General features: G+C 70.6%; 19 protein-coding genes. 10 read left to right on the top strand and 9 right to left on the bottom strand.

Annotated features, from left to right (window positions below; translation table 11 throughout):
• Positions 1-16: 16 nt before the first annotated feature.
• Positions 17-565: an acyl-CoA thioesterase gene (locus ACWFRJ_RS22280; protein WP_351163175.1), complete on the top strand. Its 549-nt coding sequence runs from the start codon at positions 17-19 to the stop codon at positions 563-565.
• 62 nt (positions 566-627) lie between these two features.
• On the opposite strand, the gene ACWFRJ_RS22285 is transcribed toward ACWFRJ_RS22280, so the two are convergent.
• Positions 628-2,112 carry an LCP family protein gene (locus tag ACWFRJ_RS22285; RefSeq protein ID WP_453533421.1) on the bottom strand — a complete coding sequence of 495 codons (1,485 nt, stop codon included), beginning with the start codon at positions 2,110-2,112 and terminating at the stop codon, positions 628-630.
• Positions 2,113-2,273: 161 nt separating this feature from the next.
• Between ACWFRJ_RS22285 and ACWFRJ_RS22290 the strand changes: the two genes are divergently transcribed.
• Positions 2,274-3,314 (top strand): glycosyltransferase family 2 protein, encoded by a 1,041-nt coding sequence (locus ACWFRJ_RS22290; RefSeq protein ID WP_453533424.1) that lies wholly within the window; start codon positions 2,274-2,276, stop codon positions 3,312-3,314.
• Between the two features lie 84 nt (positions 3,315-3,398).
• Here the strand turns inward: ACWFRJ_RS22290 and ACWFRJ_RS22295 are convergent, their stop codons facing one another.
• The 4 genes from ACWFRJ_RS22295 to ACWFRJ_RS22310 form a co-directional block, all read right to left on the bottom strand.
• Positions 3,399-5,051: an LCP family protein gene (locus ACWFRJ_RS22295; protein WP_453533426.1), complete on the bottom strand. Its 1,653-nt coding sequence runs from the start codon at positions 5,049-5,051 to the stop codon at positions 3,399-3,401.
• A 92-nt stretch (positions 5,052-5,143) separates the two neighbouring features.
• A complete protein-coding gene (locus ACWFRJ_RS22300; RefSeq protein ID WP_453533429.1) occupies positions 5,144-6,883 on the bottom strand; it encodes an LCP family protein in 1,740 nt (579 codons plus the stop codon).
• Between the two features lie 226 nt (positions 6,884-7,109).
• On the bottom strand, positions 7,110-8,444 hold the full coding sequence (locus tag ACWFRJ_RS22305) for an LCP family protein (RefSeq protein WP_453533432.1): 1,335 nt from the start codon (positions 8,442-8,444) through the stop codon (positions 7,110-7,112).
• A 126-nt stretch (positions 8,445-8,570) separates the two neighbouring features.
• Complete coding sequence (locus ACWFRJ_RS22310) at positions 8,571-9,332, bottom strand: TIGR03089 family protein (RefSeq protein WP_453533435.1); 762 nt, start codon at positions 9,330-9,332, stop codon at positions 8,571-8,573.
• A gap of 138 nt (positions 9,333-9,470) precedes the next feature.
• Here ACWFRJ_RS22310 and ACWFRJ_RS22315 point away from each other — a divergent pair, with 138 nt between their 5' ends.
• The 3 genes from ACWFRJ_RS22315 (at position 9,471) to ACWFRJ_RS22325 (ending at position 13,131) form a co-directional block, all read left to right on the top strand.
• A complete protein-coding gene (locus ACWFRJ_RS22315; protein WP_453533437.1) occupies positions 9,471-10,850 on the top strand; it encodes a peptidoglycan recognition protein family protein in 1,380 nt (459 codons plus the stop codon).
• 117 nt (positions 10,851-10,967) lie between these two features.
• Positions 10,968-12,050, top strand: a complete 1,083-nt coding sequence (locus tag ACWFRJ_RS22320; protein WP_453533440.1) for a sugar phosphate nucleotidyltransferase — start codon at positions 10,968-10,970, stop codon at positions 12,048-12,050.
• A gap of 67 nt (positions 12,051-12,117) precedes the next feature.
• Entirely contained in the window at positions 12,118-13,131 is a 1,014-nt protein-coding gene (locus tag ACWFRJ_RS22325) for a DNA-3-methyladenine glycosylase family protein (RefSeq protein ID WP_453533443.1), read from the top strand.
• A 109-nt stretch (positions 13,132-13,240) separates the two neighbouring features.
• On the opposite strand, the gene ACWFRJ_RS22330 is transcribed toward ACWFRJ_RS22325, so the two are convergent.
• Genes ACWFRJ_RS22330 through ACWFRJ_RS22340 form a run of 3 tightly spaced genes read right to left on the bottom strand, consistent with a single transcriptional unit; the run spans position 13,241 to position 16,102 of the window.
• A complete protein-coding gene (locus ACWFRJ_RS22330) occupies positions 13,241-14,599 on the bottom strand; it encodes a coenzyme F420-0:L-glutamate ligase (protein WP_453533446.1) in 1,359 nt (452 codons plus the stop codon).
• Entirely contained in the window at positions 14,596-15,552 is a 957-nt protein-coding gene (cofD, locus tag ACWFRJ_RS22335; RefSeq protein WP_453533449.1) for a 2-phospho-L-lactate transferase, read from the bottom strand. The genes ACWFRJ_RS22330 and cofD overlap by 4 nt, the downstream gene beginning before the upstream one ends.
• A 34-nt stretch (positions 15,553-15,586) precedes the next feature.
• The gene (locus tag ACWFRJ_RS22340) at positions 15,587-16,102 is read right to left on the bottom strand and encodes a cysteine dioxygenase (RefSeq protein ID WP_453533452.1); all 516 of its coding nucleotides are present in this window, start codon (positions 16,100-16,102) and stop codon (positions 15,587-15,589) included.
• Between the two features lie 745 nt (positions 16,103-16,847).
• Here ACWFRJ_RS22340 and ACWFRJ_RS22345 point away from each other — a divergent pair.
• From ACWFRJ_RS22345 to ACWFRJ_RS22355, 3 genes are all read left to right on the top strand, one after another.
• The gene (locus tag ACWFRJ_RS22345) at positions 16,848-17,111 is read left to right on the top strand and encodes a WhiB family transcriptional regulator (protein ID WP_016642094.1); all 264 of its coding nucleotides are present in this window, start codon (positions 16,848-16,850) and stop codon (positions 17,109-17,111) included.
• A 248-nt stretch (positions 17,112-17,359) separates the two neighbouring features.
• On the top strand, positions 17,360-21,043 hold the full coding sequence (locus tag ACWFRJ_RS22350) for a glycosyltransferase (RefSeq protein WP_453533457.1): 3,684 nt from the start codon (positions 17,360-17,362) through the stop codon (positions 21,041-21,043).
• The gene (locus ACWFRJ_RS22355) at positions 21,040-22,539 is read left to right on the top strand and encodes a DUF5719 family protein (RefSeq protein WP_453533460.1); all 1,500 of its coding nucleotides are present in this window, start codon (positions 21,040-21,042) and stop codon (positions 22,537-22,539) included. Before ACWFRJ_RS22350 ends, ACWFRJ_RS22355 begins: the two co-directional genes overlap by 4 nt.
• Positions 22,540-22,576: 37 nt before the next feature.
• On the opposite strand, the gene ACWFRJ_RS22360 is transcribed toward ACWFRJ_RS22355, so the two are convergent.
• The gene (locus tag ACWFRJ_RS22360; protein WP_453533463.1) at positions 22,577-23,050 is read right to left on the bottom strand and encodes a metallopeptidase family protein; all 474 of its coding nucleotides are present in this window, start codon (positions 23,048-23,050) and stop codon (positions 22,577-22,579) included.
• Between the two features lie 354 nt (positions 23,051-23,404).
• On the opposite strand from ACWFRJ_RS22360, the gene ACWFRJ_RS22365 reads away from it, so the two are divergent.
• Both ACWFRJ_RS22365 and ACWFRJ_RS22370 read left to right on the top strand, forming a co-directional pair.
• Positions 23,405-23,779 carry a DUF3499 domain-containing protein gene (locus tag ACWFRJ_RS22365; protein ID WP_389904498.1) on the top strand — a complete coding sequence of 125 codons (375 nt, stop codon included), beginning with the start codon at positions 23,405-23,407 and terminating at the stop codon, positions 23,777-23,779.
• A gap of 213 nt (positions 23,780-23,992) precedes the next feature.
• Complete coding sequence (locus tag ACWFRJ_RS22370; RefSeq protein WP_453533467.1) at positions 23,993-25,609, top strand: L-lactate permease; 1,617 nt, start codon at positions 23,993-23,995, stop codon at positions 25,607-25,609.
• Positions 25,610-25,625: the final 16 nt, after the last annotated feature.

Genomic DNA, 25,625 nt, shown 5'->3' on the forward strand with positions numbered 1-25,625 from the left:
ACATAAGGTGGAGCCCATGACAGACCTGGCCCCTGGCACGGAATCGGAGATTCCGGGCAAGCCGACTTCGGCGTCCCGCACGACTCTCAGCCACATCATGACCCACGGCGACACCAACCTCCTCGGAACGGTGCACGGGGGCGTGATCATGAAACTGGTGGACGACGCGGCGGGGGCCGTCGCCGGACGGCACTCGGGCGGGCCCGCGGTCACCGCGTCCATGGACGAGATGGCCTTCCTCGAGCCGGTGCGGGTCGGCGACCTCGTCCATGTGAAGGCGCAGGTCAACTGGACGGGGCGCAGTTCCATGGAGGTCGGCGTCCGGGTGCTCGCCGAGCGCTGGAACGAGTCGACGCCCGCCCAGCAGGTGGGCTCCGCGTACCTCGTTTTCGCCGCCGTCGACGCGGACGGCAAGCCGCGTGGCGTGCCGCCGGTGCTTCCGGAGACCGAGCGGGACCGGCGCCGCTATCAGGAGGCGCAGATCCGGCGCACGCACCGTCTTGCACGGCGCCGGGCCATCAAGGAGCTGCGGCAGGCGCGTGCGGCCGAGGGCCTCGACGACTGAGGGCGGCCACCGCGCTACAGGTACCTTCCGCTACAGATACGTACCGCTACAGGTACCTACCGCTACTGCTGGCACACCACCTGGTCGCCGGTCATGGCCCCGAACTCGCCTTGATAGGCGTCCTCCGCCCGTACCGCCCTGACCTGCTTGAAGTCCTGGCCCGCGAACACCTTCAGGGTCGCGCCCTGCCCGTTCACCGCCCGCATCATGCTGCCGGGCATCGCGGTGGCCAGGGACTTCGCCGAGCGGTCCCAGCGCGGGTCGTACGCGACGACCGTGCGCTTGAGGGGTGCGCCCGGCCAATTGCCCGGGTCCCGCGTCGTCCGGAAGCCGGTGGACCGCAGCCCGCTGTCGACCCGCTTGCCCAGGCCCGGCCTGCCCGTGGCGTTCTCGACCTGCACCCGGATCTGCTGCGGTGACACGTCGACGATGGCCCGCTTGGCGTGGTGCGCGGCGAGGGGACGGTCCGCGCGCAGGGCGTCGAAGAGTTTCGTGGACTTCTTCGGGTCCCACTTCAGCGTCGACCCGATGCCCGGCACCATCACACCCTTGCTGAGCAGCGGCACCGTGGTGAACTCCGACGAACGCGGCGAGAAGCCCCGCATCGCCCGCCCCAGGGAGAGCATCTCGTTCGTGCCGAAGCCGCTGTCGGCCCGGACCGAGCTGAGCAGCGTCCTGGTCACGTCGCGGAACTTGAGCGGGTTCAGGAGCACCCCGCTGCCGGTCGCCTTGGAGATCAGCGCCGCGAGGAACCGCTGCTGGCGGCGCATCCGCCCCAGGTCCGACGTGCCGTCGACGTGCCGTGTGCGGACGTACTGCAGCGCGGATCCACCGTTCAGCGTGTGCGTGCCGACGGCCAGATCGAGCCCGGTGTACGAGTCCTTCAGCGGGCGGGCCGTGCAGATCTCGACGCCGCCGAGCACGTCCACGGTCTTCATGAAGCTGGTGAAGTCGACCTCCAGATAGTGGTCGATCTTGACCTTGGTCATGTTCTCGACGGTCCGCACGGTGAGGTTGGGGCCGCCCTCCGCGTACGCCGCGTTCATCTTGACCGGATGCGGCCTGTGCTTCTCGCCGGAGTTCTGGTCGACGTGCTCGGGCATCTCGGCGTAGCTGTCCCGGGGCAGGCTCACGACGCTCGCGCGGTCACGGTCCTCCGAGATGTGCACGATCATGATCGTGTCCGTGCAGTGGCAGGGTGCTCCGCCGAGGCGGTACTTCTGCTTGTCCGCGTCGGTGATCTTGTCCCGGCCGTCGGTGCCGACGAGCAGCACGTTCATGCCGTTGCCCGCCTTCGGCCGGTTCTTCATGTCCTTGAAGGCGTCCACCCGGTCGATCCCGGTGTCGAGACTCGAGACGACGCCGTGCCCGATCCCGGCCGCCGCGAGCACCAGCACGGAGAACCCCGTCGCCGCCCGCGCGACCCAGCGTGGCCGCCTGCGCTGCTTGACCGGCCTGCCCGTGGGCTGCTGCGCGGACTGCCTCGCTCGTGGCGGGCGGGGCTCACGCGATGGCGGGGTGGGGTAGCGGCGGGGCGGTGTGGGCACGTGAAGGGACACCTCCGCGGTGACGGACCTGGCCGGGACGGGTGGGGGGAGTGTCGAGGGGCCGGGGAATGCGAGAACCGTAGGCCCATACGATCTGCGACCCCGGGCAGCAGGCCGGGCGGCGCGCGCCGGTGTCCCCCATTCGCGGTAACGTGGCGCCGATGAACGCGACCCCCGACGTGCAGCTTCCTGCCGTATCCGTGATCATGCCGGTGCTCAACGAGGAACGGCACCTGCGTGCTGCCGTCTCCGCGATCCTCGAGCAGGAGTACGACGGTGAGATGGAGGTCGTCGTCGCGCTCGGTCCCTCCACGGACCGCACGGACGAGATCGCCGCCGAGCTTGTCGCCGAGACCGCGGGACACCGCGCGAGGGTGCAGACCGTCCCGAACCCCACGGGGCGCACGCCCGCGGCCCTGAACGCCGCCATCAAGGCATCGAGTCACCCGATAGTGGTGCGCGTGGACGGCCACGGCATCCTGTCGCCCGGCTACATCGCGACGGCCGTACGCCTCCTGGAGGAGACCGGCGCGCAGAACGTCGGCGGCATCATGCACGCCGAGGGCGAGAACGACTGGGAGCACGCGGTCGCCGCAGCCATGACGTCGAAGATCGGCGTGGGCAACGCGGCCTTCCACACCGGCGGCGAGGCCCAGCGGGCGGAGACCGTGTATCTGGGTGTCTTCCGGCGCGCGGCCCTCGAACAGCAGGGCGGCTACAACGAAGAGTTCATCCGCGCCCAGGACTGGGAGCTGAACTTCCGCATCCGCGAGGCGGGCGGCCTCATCTGGTTCTCGCCCGAACTGAAGGTGCAGTACCGCCCCAGGCCGAGCGTGAAGGCCCTGGCCAAGCAGTACAAGGACTACGGCCGCTGGCGGCACGTCGTCGCCCGTTACCACGAGGGCTCCATCAACCTGCGCTACCTCGCGCCGCCGACCGCGGTCTGCGCGATCGCGGCAGGCGTCGTCGTGGGCGCCCTGGTCACGCCCTGGGGCTTCGTCGTCCCCGCCGGCTACCTCGCGGCGATCGCGGTGGGCTCACTGCCCGCGGGCAAGGGACTTCCGCTGAAGGCGCGGCTCCAGATCCCGGTGGCGCTCGCGACCATGCACATGTCGTGGGGCTGGGGCTTTCTGACCAGCCCGCGCTCGCTCGCCAAGAAGGTCATCGCCTCCCGGCGTCCGGCTGTTCTCAGCGAGGCCTGAGGTTCCTGAGGTTTCTGCACAGCCGAACGACCGACCCGGCCCGCTTCTCACTTCGGCGGGCCGGGCGGGGGCTCACTCCGGGACTCACTCCCAGGTGAACTTCGGATCCACGTGCATGCACGCCTTCTTGTCCGAGCCGTTGAGCGCCTCGGCCGAATCCGGCGTCTTGTCGTCCTGCTTCGACGCCGACTTGGGGTAGGTGTTCCCCTCCCGCCAGTCGGCGCCGACGACCAGGGTGACCCCGGAGACGTCCGTCGACTTCTTCACCGAACTCAGCTTCATGCCGAGGGACTTGGCGACCCGCTGGGCGTCGCCCTCCAGGTCGGCGGTGGGGAACTTGATGACGGTCTTCGCCTCCGCCAGAGCCGTCGTCGTGTCCGCCTGCGCCTTGGCGAAGCCCTTACCGGCGAGGATCTGCGTGACCGTGCTCGCGCGACCGCTGACCGGTGCCTCGACGTCCGTGCGGGTGGCGTTCTGCACCTGCACGGCGATCTCGCCGTCCGCGGCGGCCGGGTCGTCCGAGACCTTCTCCTCGGCGGCCTTCTTCTTCTTTCCCTTGCCGTCGAGTGAGACGTCGTCGCGTACGAGACGGAAGAGCTGCTCGGCGTCGCCCGGCTTGGGGACGACGCGCGCGCCCACGTAGTCGAACGGCATGGTCGTCATCGTGGTCCGCTCGGGCGAGACCTTCTTGAGCTCGTTGCTCAGGTCGAAGAGCTTCTTGACGGTGCCGAGGCCGTCGTCGACCTTGAGCGCGTCGGTGGCCGTCTCCGCGAGCCTGCGCAGCTTGTTGGGGCTGCTCAGACCGGCGTTCTCGCGCAGCTCCCGCACGAGTGAGTTCATGTACATGTGCTGGGCCTTGGCGCGGCTGATGTCGGTGCCGCCGTCGAAGCCGTAGCGGGTGCGCAGCCACTGCAGGGCCTGCTTGCCCTTGATGTCGGTGGTGCCTTTTTCGAGCTTCAGGCCCGATCCGTGGCCCTGGCTGTCGCGCGAGTGGATGTTGGCGTCCACACAGACCGGTACGCCGCCGATGGCGTCGGCCATGTCGACCACACCCGAGAAGTCCACTTCCATGAAGTGGTTGATGTGGATGTTGGTGAGCTTCTCCCAGGTGGCGACCGTGCAGCCGGGGCCGCCGCGGCCGAGCGTCTGGTTCGTCATCGTCCGCTGCGTCGAGGCCGCGTAGACCTTGCCGTCGTCCGGGTCGGTGCACTTGGGTATGGAGAGCAGCGTGTCGCGCGGCATGCTGATGACCGACATGTTCGTACGGTCGGCCGACAGGTGGAGCAGCATCTGGACGTCGGCGAGCGGTGTGCCCCCGAAGGTCTCCTTGGCGCCGCCGAGCTTCTGGTTCTCCTTGGAGTCCCGCGCGTCCGAACCGATGAGCAGGATGTTCAGCGGGGTCTGGCCCGCCGCGTTCGGCGTGGGCTCTGGGGCCCGGTTCTCGCCGAGGTTCAGATCGTCGGTCTTCAGATTGTTGTTCAAGTGCTGGTACCAGAGATATCCGGCGCCGGCCGTGCCGAGTATGAGCACCGAGAGAATCGTCGCCGACCAGCGGAGTATCCGGCGTCTTCTAGGACGTGGAGCCCGGCCGCCGCCACCCCCACGGCGATGCCTCTGGCCTGCGCCGTCCGCCGAGTGCCCCACACCCTCGGGTGCCGGGCTCTCTTCCAAGCCAAGATCACTTGCGTGCGGAGCGCGTTCTCGCGCTCCCTCCCCACGCACGCTGCTCTTCCCCATCCCCTGCCCCTCCCCGCGCTACCGGCGCTCCCCGCGCCACCCCGAATTACGGCCGTCCTGCGCCTTGTTAGACGCAGAACGGCCGCTTCAGGTCACTTGGCACACACAGTCTTGTCAGCTTCAACCTTCTGGATGTCCTCCGGCGCCTTCGACGGGGCGCTGATCGACACCCCGGCCCCCTTGAAGTCGCCGCCGAGCGTCAGCTTGATGGCGGGGAGCCCCTGCGAGTTCTTCTCGCTCTTGCCGGGCTTCATCGCGGAGCCGGAGAGCCCCATGACGTCGGCGAGCCGCCGGGCCTCGTCGGCCTGGTCGGGGGCGTACTCCAGCGTCGTCTTCTTGAGGTCGGACGGCGCGTTGCCGAGCTGGCTTGCCTTGGACATGCCCTCAGTGTTCTGCAAGTACGTGAGAGTTGCCTGAGCGGCGCCGGTCTTGCCGCTGCCGTTGTAGATGTTGACCCGCACGTCGGAGGCGGCGGACTTGCTGCCCTTGAGGCGCGCGGCGACCTCCGCCTTCTCCTTCTTCTCCTTCTTCTTCACCGCGGTCAGCGACTCGTCGGCGCGCATCATGGAGAACAGCGGGTCGGCCTTGGCGTCGTTCACGACGACGGTCGTGTGGACCTTCTCCGCCGGGTTGTCGACCACGGGCACGGTCGCGAAGGTCAGGTTCTTCATGTCGAGCTTGCCGAGCTCCATGCCCAGGTCACGGAGTTTCATGATGTCCGCGATCTTGGAGTCGACCGTGAGCGCCTCGGTGCCCGCCTCGGCCAGCTTTATCATCTTCGTCGGGCTGGTCAGCGTGTCGTTCGACTTGAGCTTGCGCATCAGCGAGCTGAGGAACTGCTGTTGCAGCTCGATGCGGCTCAAGTCGCCGCCGGTGCCCACGGAGTGACGCGTGCGGACGAACGCCAGCGCCTCCTCGCCCTCGATGGTGTGCTTGCCCGCGGGCAGATCCAGGTGCGAGTCCGGGTCGTCGATGTCCTTGGCCAGACAGACGTCCACGCCGCCGACCGCGCTGGAGAGCGTCTTGACGGCGTTGAAGTCGGCCACCATGAAGTGGTCGGGGACTATCCCGGTGATCTCGGTGACCGTACGCATGGTGCAGCTCGGCGTGCGGTCGCTCTGACCGAGGCTCTCGTTGAAGCGGACGCTCTGCGAGCCGGTGATGGTCTTCTTGCTGCCGTCCTTCATCGTCGTCGGGCAGTCCGGAATGTCCGTGATCATGTCACGCGGAATGCTCAACGCGGTGGCGTTCGTACGGTCCTTGGAGACGTGCAGCAGGATCGTCGTGTCGGCGTGACCGACGCTTCCCTTGTCGCCGTACTTCTCGTTGCCCGCGCCGCTGCGCTTGTCCGTGCCCATCACCAGGATGTTGATGGCGCGGTCCTTGCTGAAGCCGCCGGTGCTCGCGCCGTCGTCGGCGATCGAGTTGATGTTGTCGTTGAGGTGCTCGTAGTAGAGGTACGCGCCGGTACCTCCGGCGACCAGGACGAGGGCGAGCGAACCTGCCGTCCACAGCAAGATCTTCTTGCCCTTGGACTTCCTGGGCTTCTGCTTGCGCCGTCCGCCCGCGGCCTCCGGCTGCGGAGCCCGGCGTCTGCGCTGCGGCGGCACATCGCGCTGTTCATCGCGTTCATCACGGCGCTCGTCGCGTCGGCCGTCACGGCCGCGCGTTCCCTGGCGTGGCGAGGACCGCTGTGATTTGCGAGGTCCAGGCACTGCCGACTGCCCTCCGGAAGGGCTCAGTCGCAGTTCGTAATCGCCGGTGTCCGGGTTGAGTACCCACTGGTCTGCGGGGTCGATGTTCTCCGCCCGCCCACGGCCTTGCGCGTCCACGGTTGTCTGCGTCCTCCGTCGGGGCCACGCGGCGCCTTTCCCCCCTCAAGTAAGGCGCTCGGTCAATCGTTCAGCGGTGCTCGGCTTGAAGGGCCGGGCGCACCGGATCGCTCACACTATCCGGCCAGTTCAGCGCTGAACGACGTCGGTGACAAATTCCACTCCCATACAACTGGGCAATCTGCCCTATTTCTTTGTGCAGGCGGTCTTGCGCTTGAGCATGGCTTTACTCGCAGGTCGTTCCGGCAGCCGTGTTGCCCCGGAATGTGGGAGCGGGGCTCGGCGATTGCGAAGGGTCGTCCGGCTTCTCGTCGCTCCAGTCCGCACCGGAGCCGTCGTAGCCGTCCGAGTCCTCGTCGCCCGCCGAGTCCTCGTGGGTGCCGGCCCCGTCATGAGCGCCATCCGCCTGTTCCTGGCTGGGGGAGGTCTCGGGTTCTTCGCGGCTCACCTGGAGGGGTGCGTCTGTTCGGAGCCGGGTGAAAAGTTCGTCCGCCGCGGGCTCGACGAGTTCATCCCGATTGGCGTCGTAGACATAGGACCGCCGGGGCACGGTGAGGAACTGCACTTGTTCTGTGGGGATGTTGCGCATGCCGCGCACCAGTTCGTACAAACCACGCAAACTCGCCAGTGCCGGGTCGGTCGTGAGCGAAGAAGTCGCCGCGTCGAGAACCGGATAGAGCTTCGCCGGATTGAGCAGGACGTCATTGCTCTGCACCTTGTTGACGAGTGCCGCGAGGAACTGCTGCTGGCGGTCCATCCGGTCGGTGTCACTGCCGTTGCCGATGCTCTTGCGGGCCCGCACGTAGCCGAGCGCCTGCTCGCCGTTGAGTGTCTGCCTGCCCGCGGCGATCTTCAGATGGGCGTCGGCGTCGTTGATGGGCCGCTTGAGACAGACCTGTACGCCGTCGACGGCGTCGACCATGTCCTTGAACCCGGCGAAGTCCACGACCATGTGGTGGTCCACGCGGATCTTCGTCATCTTCTCGACCGTACGAATGGTGCAGGCCGTCCCGCCGAACTCATAAGCCCAGTTGAACTGGGCGAACTGCGCCCGCGTCCGCGATCCGTCGGGCTTGCGGCAGCGCGGGATGTCCACCATCACGTCCCGCGGGATCGACATCGCGGTCGCACTCTTCCGGTCGGCCGCGAGGTGCAGCAGGATCGTGGTGTCCGAGCGCTGGGTCCCCGGATCGCGCCCGTACTTCTTGTTGCCCCGTCCGGCCCGGGTGTCGGAGCCGATGAGCAGGATGTTCTGCGCGCCGTGCACCAGCGCCGTCGGGCGCTCCTTGTCGTAGCGCGCCAGCTCCGCCGCGGCGTCGGTGTCCTTGGTGATGTTGCCGTCGAGCTTGTTGTAGACGACCCACCCGACGCCCCCGGCGACCAGTACGAGGCCCGCCGCCCCCATGGCCGTCCAGCGCAGCCAGCGCCGCCTGCGCCGGGCCACGCCCTCACCCGTGGGGCTTGAGCCCGCGCCGGGTGCGTACGTGGCCGTCGGCTCAGGCGGCGCGCCGTCCGGATCCGGGCGCTCCGGTCCGGCGGGCGGGCCTGCGGTGTCGGACACGTGTACGTCCACCCCTCATAGCGACGTCGGTGCATGGTGCGTCTTACGACCATGGACCGACGGGACGCCGGGGGCCTGCGGGCCGGGGGCTGCTGTGAGCCGAACGGGGGACGGCGAGGGCTCTGGCTACTTGGCGGGGACGGTGGCGGTGACCCGCTCGTCCTCGACGCGCTTGGCGAGGCCGCCGTCGGCGAGCTGGTCGAGATGGCGGCAGAGCACCACGGAGCCGCCGGCCGCCAGCGGGGCGTACAGGCCGGAGCTCAGGCCCTCCCAGGTGTCGTACGACAGGCCCGAGAGCAGCCGGGAACCGGGCGCGAGCCCCAGTGCGTCGGCGTCGGCGCGGGCCCGCTCCACCAGCTGCGCCCCCGTCAGCTCGTCGCCCCCGGCGACGGCGAGGGCGGGCTCGTCCGGGTCGACAGGAGCGTACGGAACGAAACGGTCGCCCTGGCTCGGCACCTCGACCGCGTAGTCGGCGAAGCCGTCGGGCGCCTGCGGGAAGCGCCCGCCGAGCGGCCGGAGCGCGAGCGCCACCCGCTCCCCGGAGCAGACCCGCGCCGCGTCGAGCGACTCGGGCCCGCTGACGACGAGGTCGGCACCGGCAGGGTCGCCGCCCACGTCCGCGACGACACCGACGGAAGAACAGGCGAGCAGCCAGACCGCCGTCTGCCAGTGCGCGGGGAGCAGCAGCGCGAGCCGGTCGCCCGGCTCGGCGGCGAGATCTCCCTGGAGCAGGTTGGCGGTCTTGGCCACCCAATTGGCGAAGGTGGCCACGGACAATTCGACGCGCTCACCGGTGGCGTCGTCGTAGAAGGTGATCAGTGGGCGGCCCGGGTCCGCGGCGAGCGCGGATCGCAGCAGGTCGGCAGGGGTGCGGTCGGTGGCGTTCACGGGCGCAAGGGTACGCGCGTGCCCTGGTGACCCCGGGCGTGGCGGGGGAGTGCGGGCCACCGGTTCGGCGGACACGAACCGACGGTCCGTCAATTCCCCAATGGACAGATATGTTCAAAAACGCGGACCATCAGACGTATGCGTGGATTTGTAGCTTCTTCGATCGGCGTCACGTGCGCGGCCGCCCTGGCGCTTCCCCTCACCCTGCCGTCGTCCGGCGCCAGCGCCGTGACCCCGGCTCCCCAGTCGCCGTCCCAGAGATCCGCGGAATCGGTCCCGGGCAGCACCCAGTCCCTCCCGCTCTCCTCACTCGGCTCCGACCGCTCCCAGGGCGGCGGCGCGTCCCGCGAACAGGGCCTGCTCCAGCGAGAGGTCAAGCCCTTCTCCCTCGTCGGCGTCATCTGGGACGACCCGGACGACGAACTGCACGGCAGCGTCCAGGTCCGCACGCGTGCGAGCGGCACCGGCGCCTGGTCCGCCTGGCAGCCCGTGGAGACGCACAACCACGAGCACGCCGCCGACCCGGACGCCGAGGAGAGGGCTTCGGGCAAGACCCGCGGCTCCACGGCACCGCTGTGGGTCGGCGACTCGGACGGCGTCGAGATCCGCGTCCGGGGCGAGGCGGCGGAGCAGCGCGCGAGCGCCGGGCCTCGCGCTGCCGCGGCGCAGGCACTCCCGGCGGGCCTGCGCCTCGAACTCGTCGACCCCGGCGCCGAGCCGCCCCCGCAGGGCTCCCGGCCCAAGGGCGCCGCCGCCGCGCCCCTGACCGCAGAGACCGCCGCCGCCTCCGAGGCCAACGCCGGCCTGGCGCCGCTGGGTGCCGACGTCATCCCCGCGCTCAGCAAGAAGAAGACGGAGTCCGAGCTCATCGCGGGCCGCGGCGGACCGGAGGCCGCGGGGAAGGCCAGGCCCTATGTGGGCCCCCGGCCGCGCATCATCACGCGCAAGGGCTGGGGCGCGAACGAGAAGCTCCGCGAGAAGAAGTTCGCGTACACGAAGAAGGTGAAGGCGGCCTTCGTGCACCACAGCGCGTCCGGCAACAACTACAGCTGCTCGCAGGCGGGGTCCGTGCTGCGCAGCATCTACCGCTATCACGTCAAGAGTCTCGGCTGGCGTGACTTCGGCTACAACTTCGCCGTCGACAAGTGCGGAAACATCTACGAAGGGCGTGCCGGAGGTGTGGCCAAGCCCGTCCTCGGGGCCCACACTCTCGGTTTCAACACCAACAGCACGGGCATCGCCGTCCTCGGCAGTTTCGGCTACTCCAACCCGCCCGCGGCCGTCGTGAACGCGATCGCCCGGCTGACCGCCTGGAAGCTCGGCATGTATGGCGCGAACCCGCGAGGATCGACATATCTGAAGTCCGGGGGTGGCAATCTGTACACGAAAGGCAAGAACGTCCGGCTCCATGTGATCTCCGGACATCGTGACGGCTTCGCCACGGAGTGCCCCGGTATTCGCCTGTACGGGAAGCTGAGCAAGGCCCGGTCCACCGCAGCCCGATACCAGGGCCGCTGAGTCTGTGGCACACCGCACGACCTGCACAGCACGCTGCACGATCTGCAAAGCCATCTGCATACACTGGCCGGCCGCGACTCAAGTTCGGCCGGCCCCAGCAGGAAGCAGAGACGACAGGTGACAGAAGCGATCCTCCTGGTCGGCGGCAAGGGCACCCGGCTCCGTCCGCTCACGGTGCACACCCCCAAACCGATGGTTCCGGCGGCAGGCGTCCCGTTCCTCACCCACCAGCTGGCGCGGGCGCGCGCGGCAGGCGTGGAGCACATCGTCCTGGCGACCTCGTACCTCGCCGAGGTCTTCGAGCCGTACTTCGGTGACGGCTCGGCGCTCGGCCTCCACATCGAGTACGTCACGGAGACCGAGCCCCTCGGCACGGGCGGCGCGATCCGCAACGTGGCATCGCGCCTGCGCTCAGGACCCGACGACCCGGTCCTGATCTTCAACGGCGACATCCTCACGGGCCTGGACATCCGGGCCCTTGTCAGCACGCACGAGGAGTCGGGGGCGGACGTCTCCCTGCACCTCACGAAGGTCGACGACCCCCGCGCGTACGGCCTCGTGCCGACCGACGCGACGGGCAGGGTGCAGGCCTTCCTGGAGAAGCCGCAGACCCCCGAGGAGATCGTCACCGACCAGATCAACGCGGGCGCGTACGTGTTCCGGCGCTCGGTCATCGACACGATCCCGGCAGGCCGCCCGGTGTCCGTGGAGCGCGAGACGTTCCCCGACCTCCTGGCCTCCGGAGCCCACCTCCAGGGCATGGTCGACTCCACGTACTGGCTGGACCTGGGCACACCCCAGGCCTTCGTACGCGGCTCGGCGGACCTGGTCCTCGGCCGCGCCCCGTCCCCCGCGATCCCGGGCCGCTGCGGCGACCGCCTGATCCTGCCCACGGCCACGGTCGCCCCGGACGCCAAGCTCACCGGCGGCACGGTCGTCGGCGAGAACGCGGTGGTCGGCGAGGGCGCACGGGTGGACGGCAGCACGGTCCTCGCGGGCGCGGTCGTAGAACCGAACACAGTGATCACCGACTCCCTGATCGGCGCGGGCGCGAGGGTGGGCGCACGCACGGTCCTCGCGGGCGCGGTGATCGGCGACGGCGCGGAGGTCGGCGCCGACAACGAACTGCGCGACGGCGTACGGGTGTGGTGCGGGGCGAGGGTGCCGGCGGGGGCGGTGCGGTTCTCGTCGGACCAGTGATTTTCAGCCCGTCCGGCGATTGAGAACGAGCTCGGCGCAGCCGGTGGAAGCCCTTACCCTCGTACAGATGTCATCCCGTTTCGCCCCCCGCTCCACCCCCACCCGCACCACGGTGCGCGGCGGCGAAACGGCGATCCCCCAGGGCGGCACCCCCCGCCGGGCAACGGCGGCGCAGACCCGCACCTGGACCCCGCCCTACCCCCTGAACATGGGCCTGACCCTGGGCCCCCTGCGAAGGGGCCCGGCGGACCCCACGTTCAGGGTGACCCCGGACGGCTCGGCCTGGCGGGCAAGCCGCACCCCACAGGGCCCCGGCACCCTCAGGGCGGCCCTGCGCGACGACACGGTGGAGGCGGAGGCCTGGGGCCCGGGAGCCACCTGGCTCCTGGACCAACTCCCGCACCTCCTCGGCGATTCGGACACCCCGCAGGACTTCACCCCCCGCCACCGCCTCCTCGCGGCGACAGCGCACCGCCGCCCAGGCCTCCGCCTGATCCGCACGGGCCTGGTCCTGGAGTCCCTGATCCCGTCGATCCTGGAACAGAAGGTCACGACGGACGAGGCGTACCGCGCGTGGCGCCTACTGGTCCGCAAGTACGGCGAACCGGCCCCGGGCCCGGTCCCCGCGCAGCTGCGCATGCACGTCATGCCGGACCCGAGGACCTGGACCCTGATCCCGTCCTGGGAGTGGCACAAGGCGGGAGTGGACGACAAACGCGCGTCGACGATCCTGCGTGCGACGCGGGTCGCCGCGCGCATGGAGGAGGCGGCGGCGATGGAGCCGCTCAAGGCCCGGGCCCGCCTGGAACTGATCCCGGGCATCGGCCCGTGGACGTCGGCGGAGACGATCCAGCGGAGCAACGGCGCGCCGGACGCGGTCACGGTGGGCGACCTCCACCTGCCGGGAATCATCGGCTACGCACTGTCGGGCAACCGAGAGGCGGACGACGAGGAGATGCTGCGTCTCCTCACCCCCTACGACGGCCAACGCCACCGAGCGGCCCGCCTGATCCTCCTGAGCGGCCACACGCCGTCCCGCAGAACGCCAAAGATGCCAAAGACGGACATAGCCAGACTCTGAGCAACGTCGGGGCGGCCCGTAAGGGGCGCGAGGAACGGCGCGCCAAGCCCCCACCCGCCCGCAGCCAAGCGCAGAGCCCACAGCCACGCCCCCCAACGCCCCCGGCGAGCTACCGCACCTGTACGAAGTCCCCCACATCCCGCTCGGCCCGAGCCGCAGGCGAACCCGCCGCATGCCCCACAGCCACAGCCCCCATCGGGTCCCACGACCCCGGAAGCCCGAGCACGTCCCGTACGACATCCCGGCAGAACATCGTCGAGGAAACCCACGCGGAGCCAAGACGCTCCCCGGCGAGCGCGACCAGGAAGTTCTGCACACCGGCCCCCGCGGCGACCACGAACATCTCCCGCTCCGCCGCGTCCCGCCGCTCGTCCCCGTACGTATGGGAGCCGTCCATGACAAGACAAGGCACGACCAGGTAAGGGGCCTTGCGCAGCACGTCCCCCCGACGCACCCGCTTGGCGACGGAATCGGCGGACTTCCCGTCCCGCTCCAGGTCCGAGACCCAAGCGTCCCGCATCGCGTCGAGCAGCCGCACCCGCGACTCCTCGGACTCAAGGAGGACGAATCGCCACGGCGTCGTGTGATGCGGCGCGGGCGCGGTCACCGCCGCCGCCACGGCCCGCCGCACGGCCCCGGGGTCCACCGGTTCGTCCGTGAACTCCCGGACGGTCCGCCGCTGCGTCACCGCCTCCCGCACGGCCTCGGACGTCCCGAGCCGGAACATGTCGTCACGGGAGCTCCGCACCATCACCCGGGCCCCCTCCTCAGCCTCGCCGACGACTGCCTCGCCGACGACGTGCGAAAGCCCCCGCACCACCGCGACCGGCAGCCCCTCGGCCTTCCCCTTCACCAGATCCCCGGCGGCAGCCAACTCGTCAGCGGTGGCGACGACCGTCGCGCTCAGCGGATTGCCGTACGCGTCCACGCCGCCCCGCAGATCATCGAGGACCCGCACGCCCGCGGCCCCGATGGCGACATCGGTGAGGCCGTTGCGCCAGGGCCGCCCGAAGGTGTCCGTGACCACGACCCCGACGTCCACGCCCAGCGCGTCCCGCAGCCCGCCGCGCACCGCACGCGCCGACGCGTCGGCGTCCTCGGGCAGCAACAGCACGGTCCCGGACGCCGTGTTCGATGCGTCGACACCGGCGGCGGCCATCACGAGGCCCTGTCGGTTCTCGACGATGCGCAGGGTCCCGCGCCGCGCCACGACCCGTACCGTCTCCGCGTCGATGGCCGCCTCGCGGTCGCTCGCCTCGACGATCCGCCCCTCGGCCTTGCTGACGATCTTCGAGGTGACGAGGAGTACGTCGCCGTCGGCGAGCCCCGGCTCGGCGGCGGCGATCAGCTTGGCGAGGTCGTCCCCCTGCCGCACCTCGGGCAGCCCGGGAACGGCCCACACCCGGAACGAAGGCGAAGCCCCGGCATCGGGAACAGAATCCGCGACGGCATCGGAGGAGGAACTCACGCCCGCACCTCCTCCGCCAGCGCGAGCGCCGCACGCGCCATCTCGGCGGTCGCGTCGATGTCGCTCATCATCAGCGGAATCGCCCGGCACTGGATCCCCGCCGACTCGACCCGCTCCACGACCCCCGCGTCCACCGTGTCGACGAGCCACCCGTCGAGCAGCCCGCTCCCGTAGTGCTCGGCGACCGCGGCGGCGCTCGACTCCACGCCCACCGCGGCGAGCACCTTGTCGGCCATGCCCCGCACCGGAGCGTCCCCGACGATGGGGGAGAGCCCGACGACGGGCACGCCCGCGTCGGCGATGGCCTCGCGGATCCCCGGCACGGCGAGGATCGTCCCGACGCTCACCACGGGGTTGGACGGCGGGAAGATCACGATGTCCGCGTCGGCGATCGCCTCCAGGACACCGGGCGCGGGCTTGGCCTGGTCGGCGCCGACCGGCACGACGGCGTGCGCGTCCACGGACGCCCTGAGCCGCACCCAGTACTCCTGGAAGTGCACGGCCTTCTGCTCGCCGTCGACCGTGACGGCGACATGCGTCTCGACGCGGTCGTCCGACATCGGGATGAGCCGCACGCCGGGCTGCCACCGCTCGCAGAGCGCTTCCGTCACCGCGCTGAGCGGGAATCCGGCGCCCAGCATCTGCGTCCGCACGATGTGCGTGGCGAAGTCCCGGTCGCCGAGGCCGAACCACTCGGGCCCGACCCCGTACGCGGCGAGTTCTTCCTTGACCTTGAACGTCTCGTCCGTACGCCCCCAGCCCTGCTCCTCGTTGATGCCGCCGCCGAGCGTGTACATCACGGTGTCGAGGTCGGGGCAGACCTTGAGCCCGAACAGGTGAATGTCGTCACCGGTGTTGCCGATGACGGTGATGTCCGCGTCAGGCGCGGCTTTCTTGAGCCCGCGGAGGAAACGGGCGCCGCCGATACCGCCGGCCAGGACCACAATGCGCATGGGCCCAAGCATGTCAGGCAGGTACGACAACGTGTCAGGCGGTTACGACATCTCCGGCGGCCGGAGCGCCGGCCCGCACCCCGCACTGCGCCGCGTGCATCGGCATGTCGGTCAGGCCGGGGTAGTAGATGTGCAGGCTGACGGCCGGTTCGAGGGAGTCGTTGCCGACGTCGTGCACGTACCCGGGCGCGAACACGCGCTGGACCCCGGCGCCGATCGCGCGCTGCCCGCGCTCCGTACGCTCCGTCAGTTCACCCTCCAGGACCGTGAGTACGCCGGAGGAGCGGCCGTGGTCGTGCGGGCCGCTGCCCTGTCCCGGCACCCAGGAGAGCAGCCAGACCTCGTATCCGGGCCCCGTGCGCAGGCGGTGGTACCAGCGGCTCGTCGCGTCGTACTCGACGAGGTGGGCCCACTGCGCGCGGTCGGCCGCGATGGTGCGTGCCAGGCCGACGAACTCGGCCACGGTCGCCGGGTGCTCGCGGGCGGGCTGCAGGAGGTGCGTGACTTCGAGGATGTCGCCGGCGATCTGGAGGTCGCTGTCGCTGTTCATGCTGCGGTGGTTCCTCAACGTGAGTGCTGGGGTGTCGCGAGGGAAGGTGGAGCGGGGAGGTGCTCGAAACAAGCCGAAAAGGCGATGCGGAAAGGCGTTGATTCGGGGGCTCGGGCGATGAAGCGCCGGAGCGGGCTCAACAGCTGGAAGCGGTATGGCTCAACAGCTGGAACAGGAACAGCGACAGCGCGCGTGGACAGCACCGAGGAGCCCGCTGGTGCGGGTCGTCGAGAGTGCCAAGTTTGCGAGCATGCCCACTAGGACATCGGCTCACACCTTCCCTGTCAACTCTATGTCCGGTATGTGGGATATGTTTCACCTCATCCGGTTGTTCTCTCAGGTGAAAGGTTTGTGCACCGGATGCACGGGACACCCAGGGGACACACCGACACATCGTGCCTCCACCGCCTCGTAAACCCCGATGTGATCCCGTGACCCGAATGTGATCCGCTTCGCTTCTGCGGGGTGATCGCAACGGGGCCGATCTCCGTGGCGTCCTTCCCTGGTGAGGGGGGTCGCGGGGCGCATGCGGGGTGCCCTGGGGCAGGTCACTGGCAAGTGTCAGCGTTTATGCCGATTTGAACACTTTCCGCATTAGCTTGGTTCCGCAGGGTGAATAAGGGACCCAATAGCAGATCTCGGCTTGACTGGCGCGGATCGGCACACTTGTAATTTCACTCGTGTCGTTCAGCCGAAACCGGAAACGGCAAGCACCACGGGGACGACAGACAGACGAGGGGCGCACATGACCGAGCTGGTTCAGGAACTGCTGGTCGAGGACGCGGACGAGGAACTCGGCTGGCAGGAGCGCGCACTGTGCGCCCAGACCGATCCCGAGTCCTTCTTCCCCGAGAAGGGCGGCTCCACGAGAGAGGCCAAAAAGGTCTGCCTCGCCTGCGAGGTTCGCTCGGAATGCCTGGAGTACGCACTGGCGAACGACGAGCGGTTCGGCATCTGGGGTGGCCTTTCGGAGCGCGAACGCCGCCGCCTGAAGAAGGCCGCCGTCTGAACACGGGCCAGTTCCGCGCGAACACGAGCCGGTATCGCGCCAACAGGAGAGCGCGAACGCGAGCCCGTACCGCCCGAACAATCGGCACACACCCCTACGTAAGGAACAGTCCGTCGCCCGTGGGTCATCCACAGGCGGCGGGCTGTTGTGATGCCAGCCGTTAGTGTGGGGCCCCGTCCGAGACGCCCCGGCGCCCCCATGAAGCGCAGGCGTCCACCGCAGTCCATCGAACCGGGGCCCGTACCTCGATGTCCGTGCACAGCCATACGGCAGCCAGTCACCACGACGCTGCCGCCCCTGAGTTCCCGCGGCACGTCGTCACCGCCGTGATCGTCTCCCACGACGGCGCCCGCTGGCTGCCCGACGCCCTCGCAGGCCTGCTCGGCCAGGAGCGTCCGGTGCAGAACGCCGTGGCCGCGGACACCGGCAGCGCGGACGACTCCGCGCGCCTGGTCACCGAGGCACTCGGCCCCGACCGCGTCCTGCACCTGGCCCGGCGCTCCGGCTTCGGCACCGCCGTCGACGAGGCGAACCGCACCGCCGGCGTGCTGACCCCACAAGAGCTGCCCTATCTGAAGCGCCCCAGCGGCTGGGACCCGGTCAGCCGGACCTGGCGCGACGACAACTACGACCTCCCGGAGTTGCCGCACGGCGAACCCGAGCAGTGGCTCTGGCTGCTGCACGACGACTGCGCGCCCGACCCGGACGCCCTGACCGAGCTGCTCCGCGTCGTGGAGAACGAACGCGAGATCGGCAAGGACGTCGCGATCGTCGGCCCCAAGCTGCGCGGCTGGTACGACCGCCGCCAGCTCCTGGAAGTCGGCGTCTCCATCGCCAACAGCGGCCGCCGCTGGACCGGCATCGACCGCCGCGAACAGGACCAGGGCCAGCACGACCACGTACGGCCCGTCCTCTCGGTGTCCACCGCGGGCATGCTGATCCGGCGTGACGTCTTCGACGAGCTCGGCGGGTTCGACCGGCGCCTTCCGCTCATGCGGGACGACGTCGACCTGTGCTGGCGCGCCCAGAACGCGGGCCACCGCGTGCTCGTCGCCCCCGAAGCCGTCGTCCGGCACGCCGAAGCCTCATCGCGCGAGCGCCGCACCGTCGACTGCGTCGGCCGTACGTCGACGTCGCCGCACCGCGTGGACAAGGCGGGCGCGGTCTACACCCTGCTCGTCAACGCCCGCACGGCCGTGCTGCCCTGGGTGCTCTTCCGGCTCGTGGTGGGCACCCTGCTGCGTACCGTCGCCTATCTGGTCGGCAAGGTCCCCGGCCAGGCGGTCGACGAGGTCGCCGGTCTCCTGGGGACGCTCCTTCGGCCCGGACGGATCACCGCCGCACGCAAGAAGCGCGGCAGGTCGGCGCTCGAACCGGCCGAGATGCGGCCGCTCTTCCCGCCGCCCGGCGCCACCGTGCGCGCCACCGTCGAACAGGTCGCGGGCGATCTCGTCGGCCGCTCCGACCCCGAAGCCGTCACCGGCGCGGGACGGCACGGAACTGTCGAATCCGGTCCCGGCGGGGACGACGCCGACTTCCTCCAGGTCGAGCAGTTCGCACGCCTGAAGCGCCTGGCCCGCAAGCCGGGTCCGATGCTCTTCGTGGTGCTGCTCTTCGCCTCGCTCATCGCCTGCCGCGAACTCCTCGGCGGCGGCGCACTCGCGGGCGGCGCGCTGCTGCCCGCACCCGGCGACTCCTCCGCCCTCTGGGCGCGCTATCTGGACGCCTGGCATCCCGTGGGGACCGGCGGCACACAGTCGGCGCCGCCCTATCTCGCGCTCGTCGCGGGGCTCAGCACCCTGCTGTTGGGATCCACCGGGCTCGCGGTCACCGTGCTCCTCGTCGGCTCCGTGCCCCTCGCCGGGTTCGCCGCCTACTTCGCCTCACGGCCACTGGTCGAGTCGCGCCTGCTGCGCGCCTGGGCCTCGGTCGCGTACGCCTTCCTGCCGGCCGCCACGGGCGCGCTCGCGGGCGGACGCATCGGCACCGCCGTCCTCGCGATCCTGCTGCCGCTCATGGCGCGCGCGGGCATCGCGGCGAGCGGCCTCACCTCTTCGGAGGGCAACCGCGGGAGCTGGCGCGCCTCCTGGGCGTTCGCCCTGCTCCTGACGCTCACCACCGCCTTCACGCCGGTCGTCTGGCCGATCGCCCTCGTGCTCGGCCTCGCGCTCCTCGTGGTCCAGAGGCGCGACATCACGGCGTACGGCCTCCGCTTCCTCGCCGCGCTCGGCACCCCGCTCCTGATCCTCGCGCCCTGGTCGCTCTCGCTGCTGCCCTTCGGCTTCTTCGGTGAGGCCGGACTCGAGTTCGGCGCCGGCTCCGCGACCGGCCTCGACCTGCTCGGGGGCAGCCCCGGCGGTCCCGGGACCGTGGACGGGCTTCTGCTCATCGGCATCGTGCTCGCCGCCCTTGCCGCGCTCCTGCGCACCGAGCGGCAGCTCGCCGTCCGCACCGCCTGGATCGCCGCCCTTGTCGCGCTGGTCTTCGCGGTGCTCTCGAACGACTCTGCGTGGGCGGGCCCCGCCACCCTCGCTTACGGCATCGCGCTCCTTGCCGCCGCCGCACTCGGCGCCGACGGCGCACGCACGCGTGTCGCCGAGCAGAGCTTCGGCTGGCGCCAGCCGGTCGCCGTCCTCATCGCCTTCGCGGCGGCCGCAGGTCCGCTGCTCGTCGCCGCCGGGTGGATGATCCGCGGCGCCGACGGCCCCATGGAGCGGCGCGACCCGGTGCAGGTGCCCGCGTTCGTCGCCGAGGAGAGCGGCACGCAGGACCAGGCCCGCACGCTCGTCCTGGACAGCGACTCGCCCGCCCAGGTCGCGTACACGCTCGTCCGCGGCTCCGGCGCCCGGCTCGGTGACGCCGAACTCGCCGAGGCCGGCGGCTCGAACCAGCGCCTCGACAAGATCGTCGCCAGGCTCCTCGCGGGCTCCGGCGCCGACCAGGCCGACCAGCTCGGCGGCTTCGCCGTTCGCTACGTCCTCGTACGCGACGGCGCTCCCCGCCAGATGAGCCGCACCCTGGACTCCACACCCGGCCTCACCCGGCTCAGCCAGGAGGACGGCAGCGCCCTGTGGCGTGTGGACCGGCAGGTCTCGCGCGCCGCGATCGTGCCCGCGTCCGGCGACCCCATGCCGGTCGCCGCGGGCCCCGTGGCGCTGCACACGAACATCCCGGCGGGCGACGAGGGCCGCACCCTGCGGCTCGCCGACGCGGCCGACGAGGGCTGGACGGCGACCCTGGACGGCCAACCGCTGACCAGGACGACGCTGGACGGCTGGGCGCAGGGCTTCGAACTGCCCGCGTCGGGCGGCACCCTGGACGTCACCTACGACACCCCCGTGGGCCACACGGGATGGCTCTGGGCGCAGGGCGCGCTCGCCGTGGTCCTGGTGGTCATGGCTCTTCCCGGACGCCGCCGCGAGGTGGACGACGACCTCCCCGACGAGCCCGTCATCCCGGCCCAGCCCGTCGAGGGCGAGGGGCGCAGGGCCCGCAGGCTGCGCGCCGCACAGGCCGAGCAGGACGCCGCGCAAGCCGCACAGTCAGACGCCGGGCAGGACGACGCCGGTACGCCTCCGCCTCCTCCGGAGGAGGAGGCCTTCGCGGCGGTTCCCCAGCAGCAGTCGTACGAGGAGTGGGAGGCCCCCGCACACGCGGGCGCCGACTACGGCACGTACCAGGGCGAGCAGCAGTACCAGGACGCGCAGTACCAGACGGGCGGCTACGACCAGGCTGACCAGTTGGCGTACCAGGACCCTTACCAGGGCGGCCAGTACGACCCGTACGCCTACGGAGGCGTACAGGGCGGCGGCGAGCAGTACGGGCAGCCGTACGACCCCGTGTACGGGCAGCAGCAGCCCCCGATGCCGCCGCAGCCCCCGCAGCCGCCGCACGGCACCGACAGTGAGCGCCCCGACGGGAGCCAGCAGTGAACCGCTCGACCCAGTCCCTGATCGCCGCGGTGGCCGCACTCGCCGCCGTCACCGGATTCGCCGTCGCCAACGCCCCCGAGGGCAGCGGCGACGGCGGTGCGAAGGCGGCCGCGCGGCTGCCCGTCGAGCGCACGAGCCTGCTCTGCCCGGTGCCCAGTTCCTCCGACCTCGCCGAGACCTCGTACACGGCGTTCACCCCCAAGGGTGAGGAATCGGGCGAAGCGGGCAAGGCGGAACTGCTGCCCGCGACGAAGGAGTTGACGGACGCTCCGAAGGACGGCGGCAAGGACACGAAGAAGGCCGCCAAGCCCTTCCTGACCTCGAAGGCGCCGGGCAAGCCCGTCACCGGTGAGGAGTCCGGCGGAACTTCACCCGCGCTCCTGGGCACCGCCGACGGCAAGCTCGCCCCCGGCTGGACCGTCCAGCAGACCACCAAGTACTCCGTGGGCAGCGGTCGCGGCCTCCAGGGCGCCAACTGCACGGCGCCCGACACGGACTTCTGGTTCCCGGGCGCGAGCAGCGCCAAGGGCCGCAGCGACTACGTCCACCTGACCAACCCGGACGACTCGGCGGCCGTCGTCGACATCGAGCTGTACGGCAAGGACGGCGCACTCAAGACCGAGGTGGGCGAGGCGATCCAGGTCCAGCCGCACTCCAGCGTGCCGGTCCTGCTCTCCACGCTCTCGCCCAAGGAGCAGACCAACCTCACGATGCACGTGACCGCGCGCAGCGGCCGGGTCGCGGCCGCCGTGCAGTCCTCGGACGACAAGCTCGGCGGCGACTGGCTGCCCGCGTCGGCGGACCCCGCGAGCCGCGTGGTCCTGCCCGGCATCCCCAAGGACGCCACCTCCGTGCGCCTCGTGGCCTTCGCGCCCGGCCCCGACGACGCCGACCTGAAGGTCCAACTGGCCTCGCCGAACGGCTCGATCAGCCCGGCCGGACACGCGAACCTGCACGTCAAGTCCGGCATGACGAGCGCCGTCGACCTGGGCGACGTCACCAAGGGCGAGGCGGGCTCCCTGATCCTGACGCCGACTGAAGAAGCGGCACCGGTGGTGGCCGCCCTGCGTGTCACCCGGGGCAAGGGCGCCGATCAGGAGACGGCGTTCATCCCCGCCACGAAGGCGATCGGCACGCGCGCGACGGTGGCCGACAACCGGGCCAAGGGCTCCACGCTGTCCCTCGTGGCCCCCGGCAAGACCGGCAAGGTGCGGGTCACGGCCTCGGAGGGCAGCGAGGGCGGCACGTCGACGAGCAAGACGTACACGGTCAAGGGCGGCACGACCCTGGGGATCAAGGCCCCCGTACCGAGCGGCCTCAAGGGCACGTACGCACTCACGGTGGAACCGGTGTCGGGGGGCGACGTCCACGCCTCCCGCATGCTGGAGGACCCGGAGGACGGCATCCCCATGTTCACCATCCAGACCCTGCCGGACGACAGGGGGACGGTGTCGGTGCCGCAGGCGGAACAGGATCTGAAGGTGCTGCAGAAGTAGCCCGGTCGGCCGGGCTCGGCGGGGCGTGGGGGAGCGGTCAGTCCTCTCCGTACCGCGGGTCCACCGACTCGGGCGAGAGCCCGAGCAGCTCGGCGACCTGCTCGACCACCACTTCGTGGACGAGCGCGGCCCGCTCCTCGCGTCCCTTGGTCCGGATCTCCACGGGGCGCCGGTAGATGACCACCCGGGCGGGCCGGTCCTCGGAGGCCTCGATGATGCCGCCCAGCGGCACGATGTCATCGCTCCAGTCGTCGTCGCCCGAAGCCGGCCCCGAACCCGCGCCCGGCCCCAGCGCGGGCACCTCGAGCACGAGGAACTCGATCTCGCTCAGTTGCGGCCACCGCCGTTCGAGGCGTTCCACGGAGTCCTGCACCAGGTCGGTGAAGACCTCGGCGCGGCTGGCGGAGAGCGGCACCTGGGGCGGCGCGACGGGGCCGCGCATGCCCCTGCCGTGGCGGTCGCGGCGGCGGGGCCTCGGGTCGGTGGTGGGGGGCTCTACGGGGTCGTCCATCACTGACGAAGACTAGTCCTCGAGATCGCTGTTTCCGCACAGCTTCCGCCCGGCTTCCGTACTGCTTCTGTACGACGTCCGTACGGTGCGTGACATGTCGCGCGATGACCGTTCCGGCCAGGCTCGGGTCCGATTCCGCATCTCTCCGGGACCGTCGATCCCACGGTGAACGACGGTATTTGAGCCAACTACTGTCCGGATTCAACACCACTGGTCACCCAGACCCCTTGCGTCACCGCAGGTCAGAGAGGCGTCACGCGAACGTGTGGTGTCGGGGGGCGCGGCACGACACGGTGGGGTGAGCTCGCGGGGAGTCGTCGCGGCCCGCTCAAGAGTGCGGTACCGTCCAACATCGTGAGCCCTGTACGTCGCTGTTCGCGCACCGCTTGCGGCCGTCCCGCCGTCGCGACGCTGACGTACGTCTACGCCGACTCGACCGCGGTCCTCGGCCCCCTCGCCACCTACGCCGAACCTCACTGCTACGACCTGTGCGCCGAGCACTCCGAGCGCCTCACCGCGCCCCGCGGCTGGGAGGTCGTCCGCCTCGCGGACTCGGCGGGTCCTGCCCGCCCCAGCGGTGACGACCTCGAAGCGCTCGCCAACGCGGTGCGCGAGGCGGCCCGCCCGCAGGAGCGCACGGCGGAGGCCGGCGGCGGCCCGCGCAGGGCGGACCCGATGGAGGTCGCGCGCCGCGGCCATCTGCGGGTTCTGCGCTCACCGGATTCCTGAGCGCCCTCTCTTCCCGAGTTCCTGAGCGCCCCTCTCCGGTTTCCGGGGTGCCCCTCTCCGTAGGCGCCTGTCGTTTACCGCTGAACAAGTTCTCTCGCGCAACCCATTGACGTGCCCACGCCGTCGACACGACCATTCCCCCACTCGTGAGAGATCACTTTCCGCATCACGGAAACCACCACGGAAACCATCACGGAAACCGGGGAGCCGCCCGTGTACGTGCAGCAGCTGGAGCCAGTGGCCGATTCGCTCGGCCTGTCCGCCCTCATCGCGACCCTGCCCCTCCTCACCGTCCTCGTCCTGCTCGGCGTCGTCCGTATGAAGGCCCACCACGCGGGCCTCATCGGCCTCGGCGTCGCCGCCCTGGTCGCCTGGGTCGCGTACGGGATGCCACTCGGCCAGACCGCCTCCGGCGCCGCGCAAGGCGCACTCTTCGGGCTCTTCCCCATCCTGTGGATCGTCGTCAACGCCCTGTGGGTGTACCGGATGACCGTCCGCACCCGGCACTTCGACATCCTGCGCCGCTCCTTCGGGCGGCTCTCGGACGATCCGCGCATCCAGGCACTCGTGGTCGCCTTCTGCTTCGGGGCGCTCCTGGAGGCCCTCGCGGGCTTCGGGGCGCCCGTCGCGATCTCCGCGGTGATGCTGGTGGCGCTCGGCTTCGACCCGGTGAAGGCCGCGGTGGTCGCCCTCGTGGCCAACACCGCACCCGTCGCCTTCGGCGCCATGGGCACCCCCGTGGTGACGCTCGCCCAGGTCACCGGGCTTCCGCTGGACACCGTGGCCACGGTCGTCGGCCGCCAGACACCGCTGCTCGCTCTCGTCGTGCCGCTGCTCCTGGTCGGCCTCGTGGACGGGCGGCGCGGGCTGCGCGAGACCTGGGTGCCCGCCCTCGCCTGCGGATTCGCCTTCGCCGCCGCGCAGTTCGCCGCCTCCAACTACGTCTCCGCCCAGCTGGCCGACATCGGGGCCGCGCTGGCGGGCGCGGGCGCCCTCGTGGCGGTGCCGAGCGCACGCAAACCCGCCGCGGAGCCCGTACGTGCCGCGGTCCTGACCGGCGTACGCAGTGAAGACCTGGACCAGGACGACCCGCGCCCCGAGATTCTGCGCGCCTACGCCCCGTACGCGCTCATCGTGGCCATCTTCTCCGTCGCCCAGATCCCGCCCGTGAAGGACCTGTTGGCCAAGGCGACACAGACCTTCGACTGGCCTTTCCTGAACGTCGCCAACCCCGAGGGCGACCCGATCGCGGGCAACCTCTTCTCGCTGCCGCTCGTGGCGACGGGCGGGACGCTCGTGCTGTTCGCGGGCGTGGCCACGGCGGCCATCATCGGGGTGCACGCGCGCGTGGCGGTGCGGGAATGGCTGGCGACCGTGCACGAACTGCGGTTCGCGATCCTCACCGTGACCTCCGTGCTCGCCCTCGCTTACGTGATGAACCTGTCCGGACAGGCCGCCACCATCGGCCACTTCGTGGCTGCGGCGGGCGCGGGCCTCGCGTTCCTGTCGCCGGTGCTCGGCTGGTTCGGCGTCGCGGTCTCCGGCTCCGACACCTCGGCCAACGCGCTCTTCGGCGCGCTCCAGGTGACGGCGGCCCAGCAGTCGGGGCTCTCGCCCGAACTGCTCGCCGCCGCCAACAGTTCGGGCGGCGTGCTCGGCAAGATGATCTCCCCGCAGAACCTGACGATCGCGTGCGCGGCGGTCGGACTCGCGGGCAAGGAGGGCGATCTGCTGCGCAAGGTGCTGCCCTGGAGCCTCGGCCTGTTGCTGGTGATGTGCCTGATCGTGGTGGGGCAGAGCACGGTGGTACTCGGCTGGATGCTGCCCTGACGAGAGCAGCCGACGG

This window comes from Streptomyces sp. NPDC055239, from assembly GCF_053606205.1.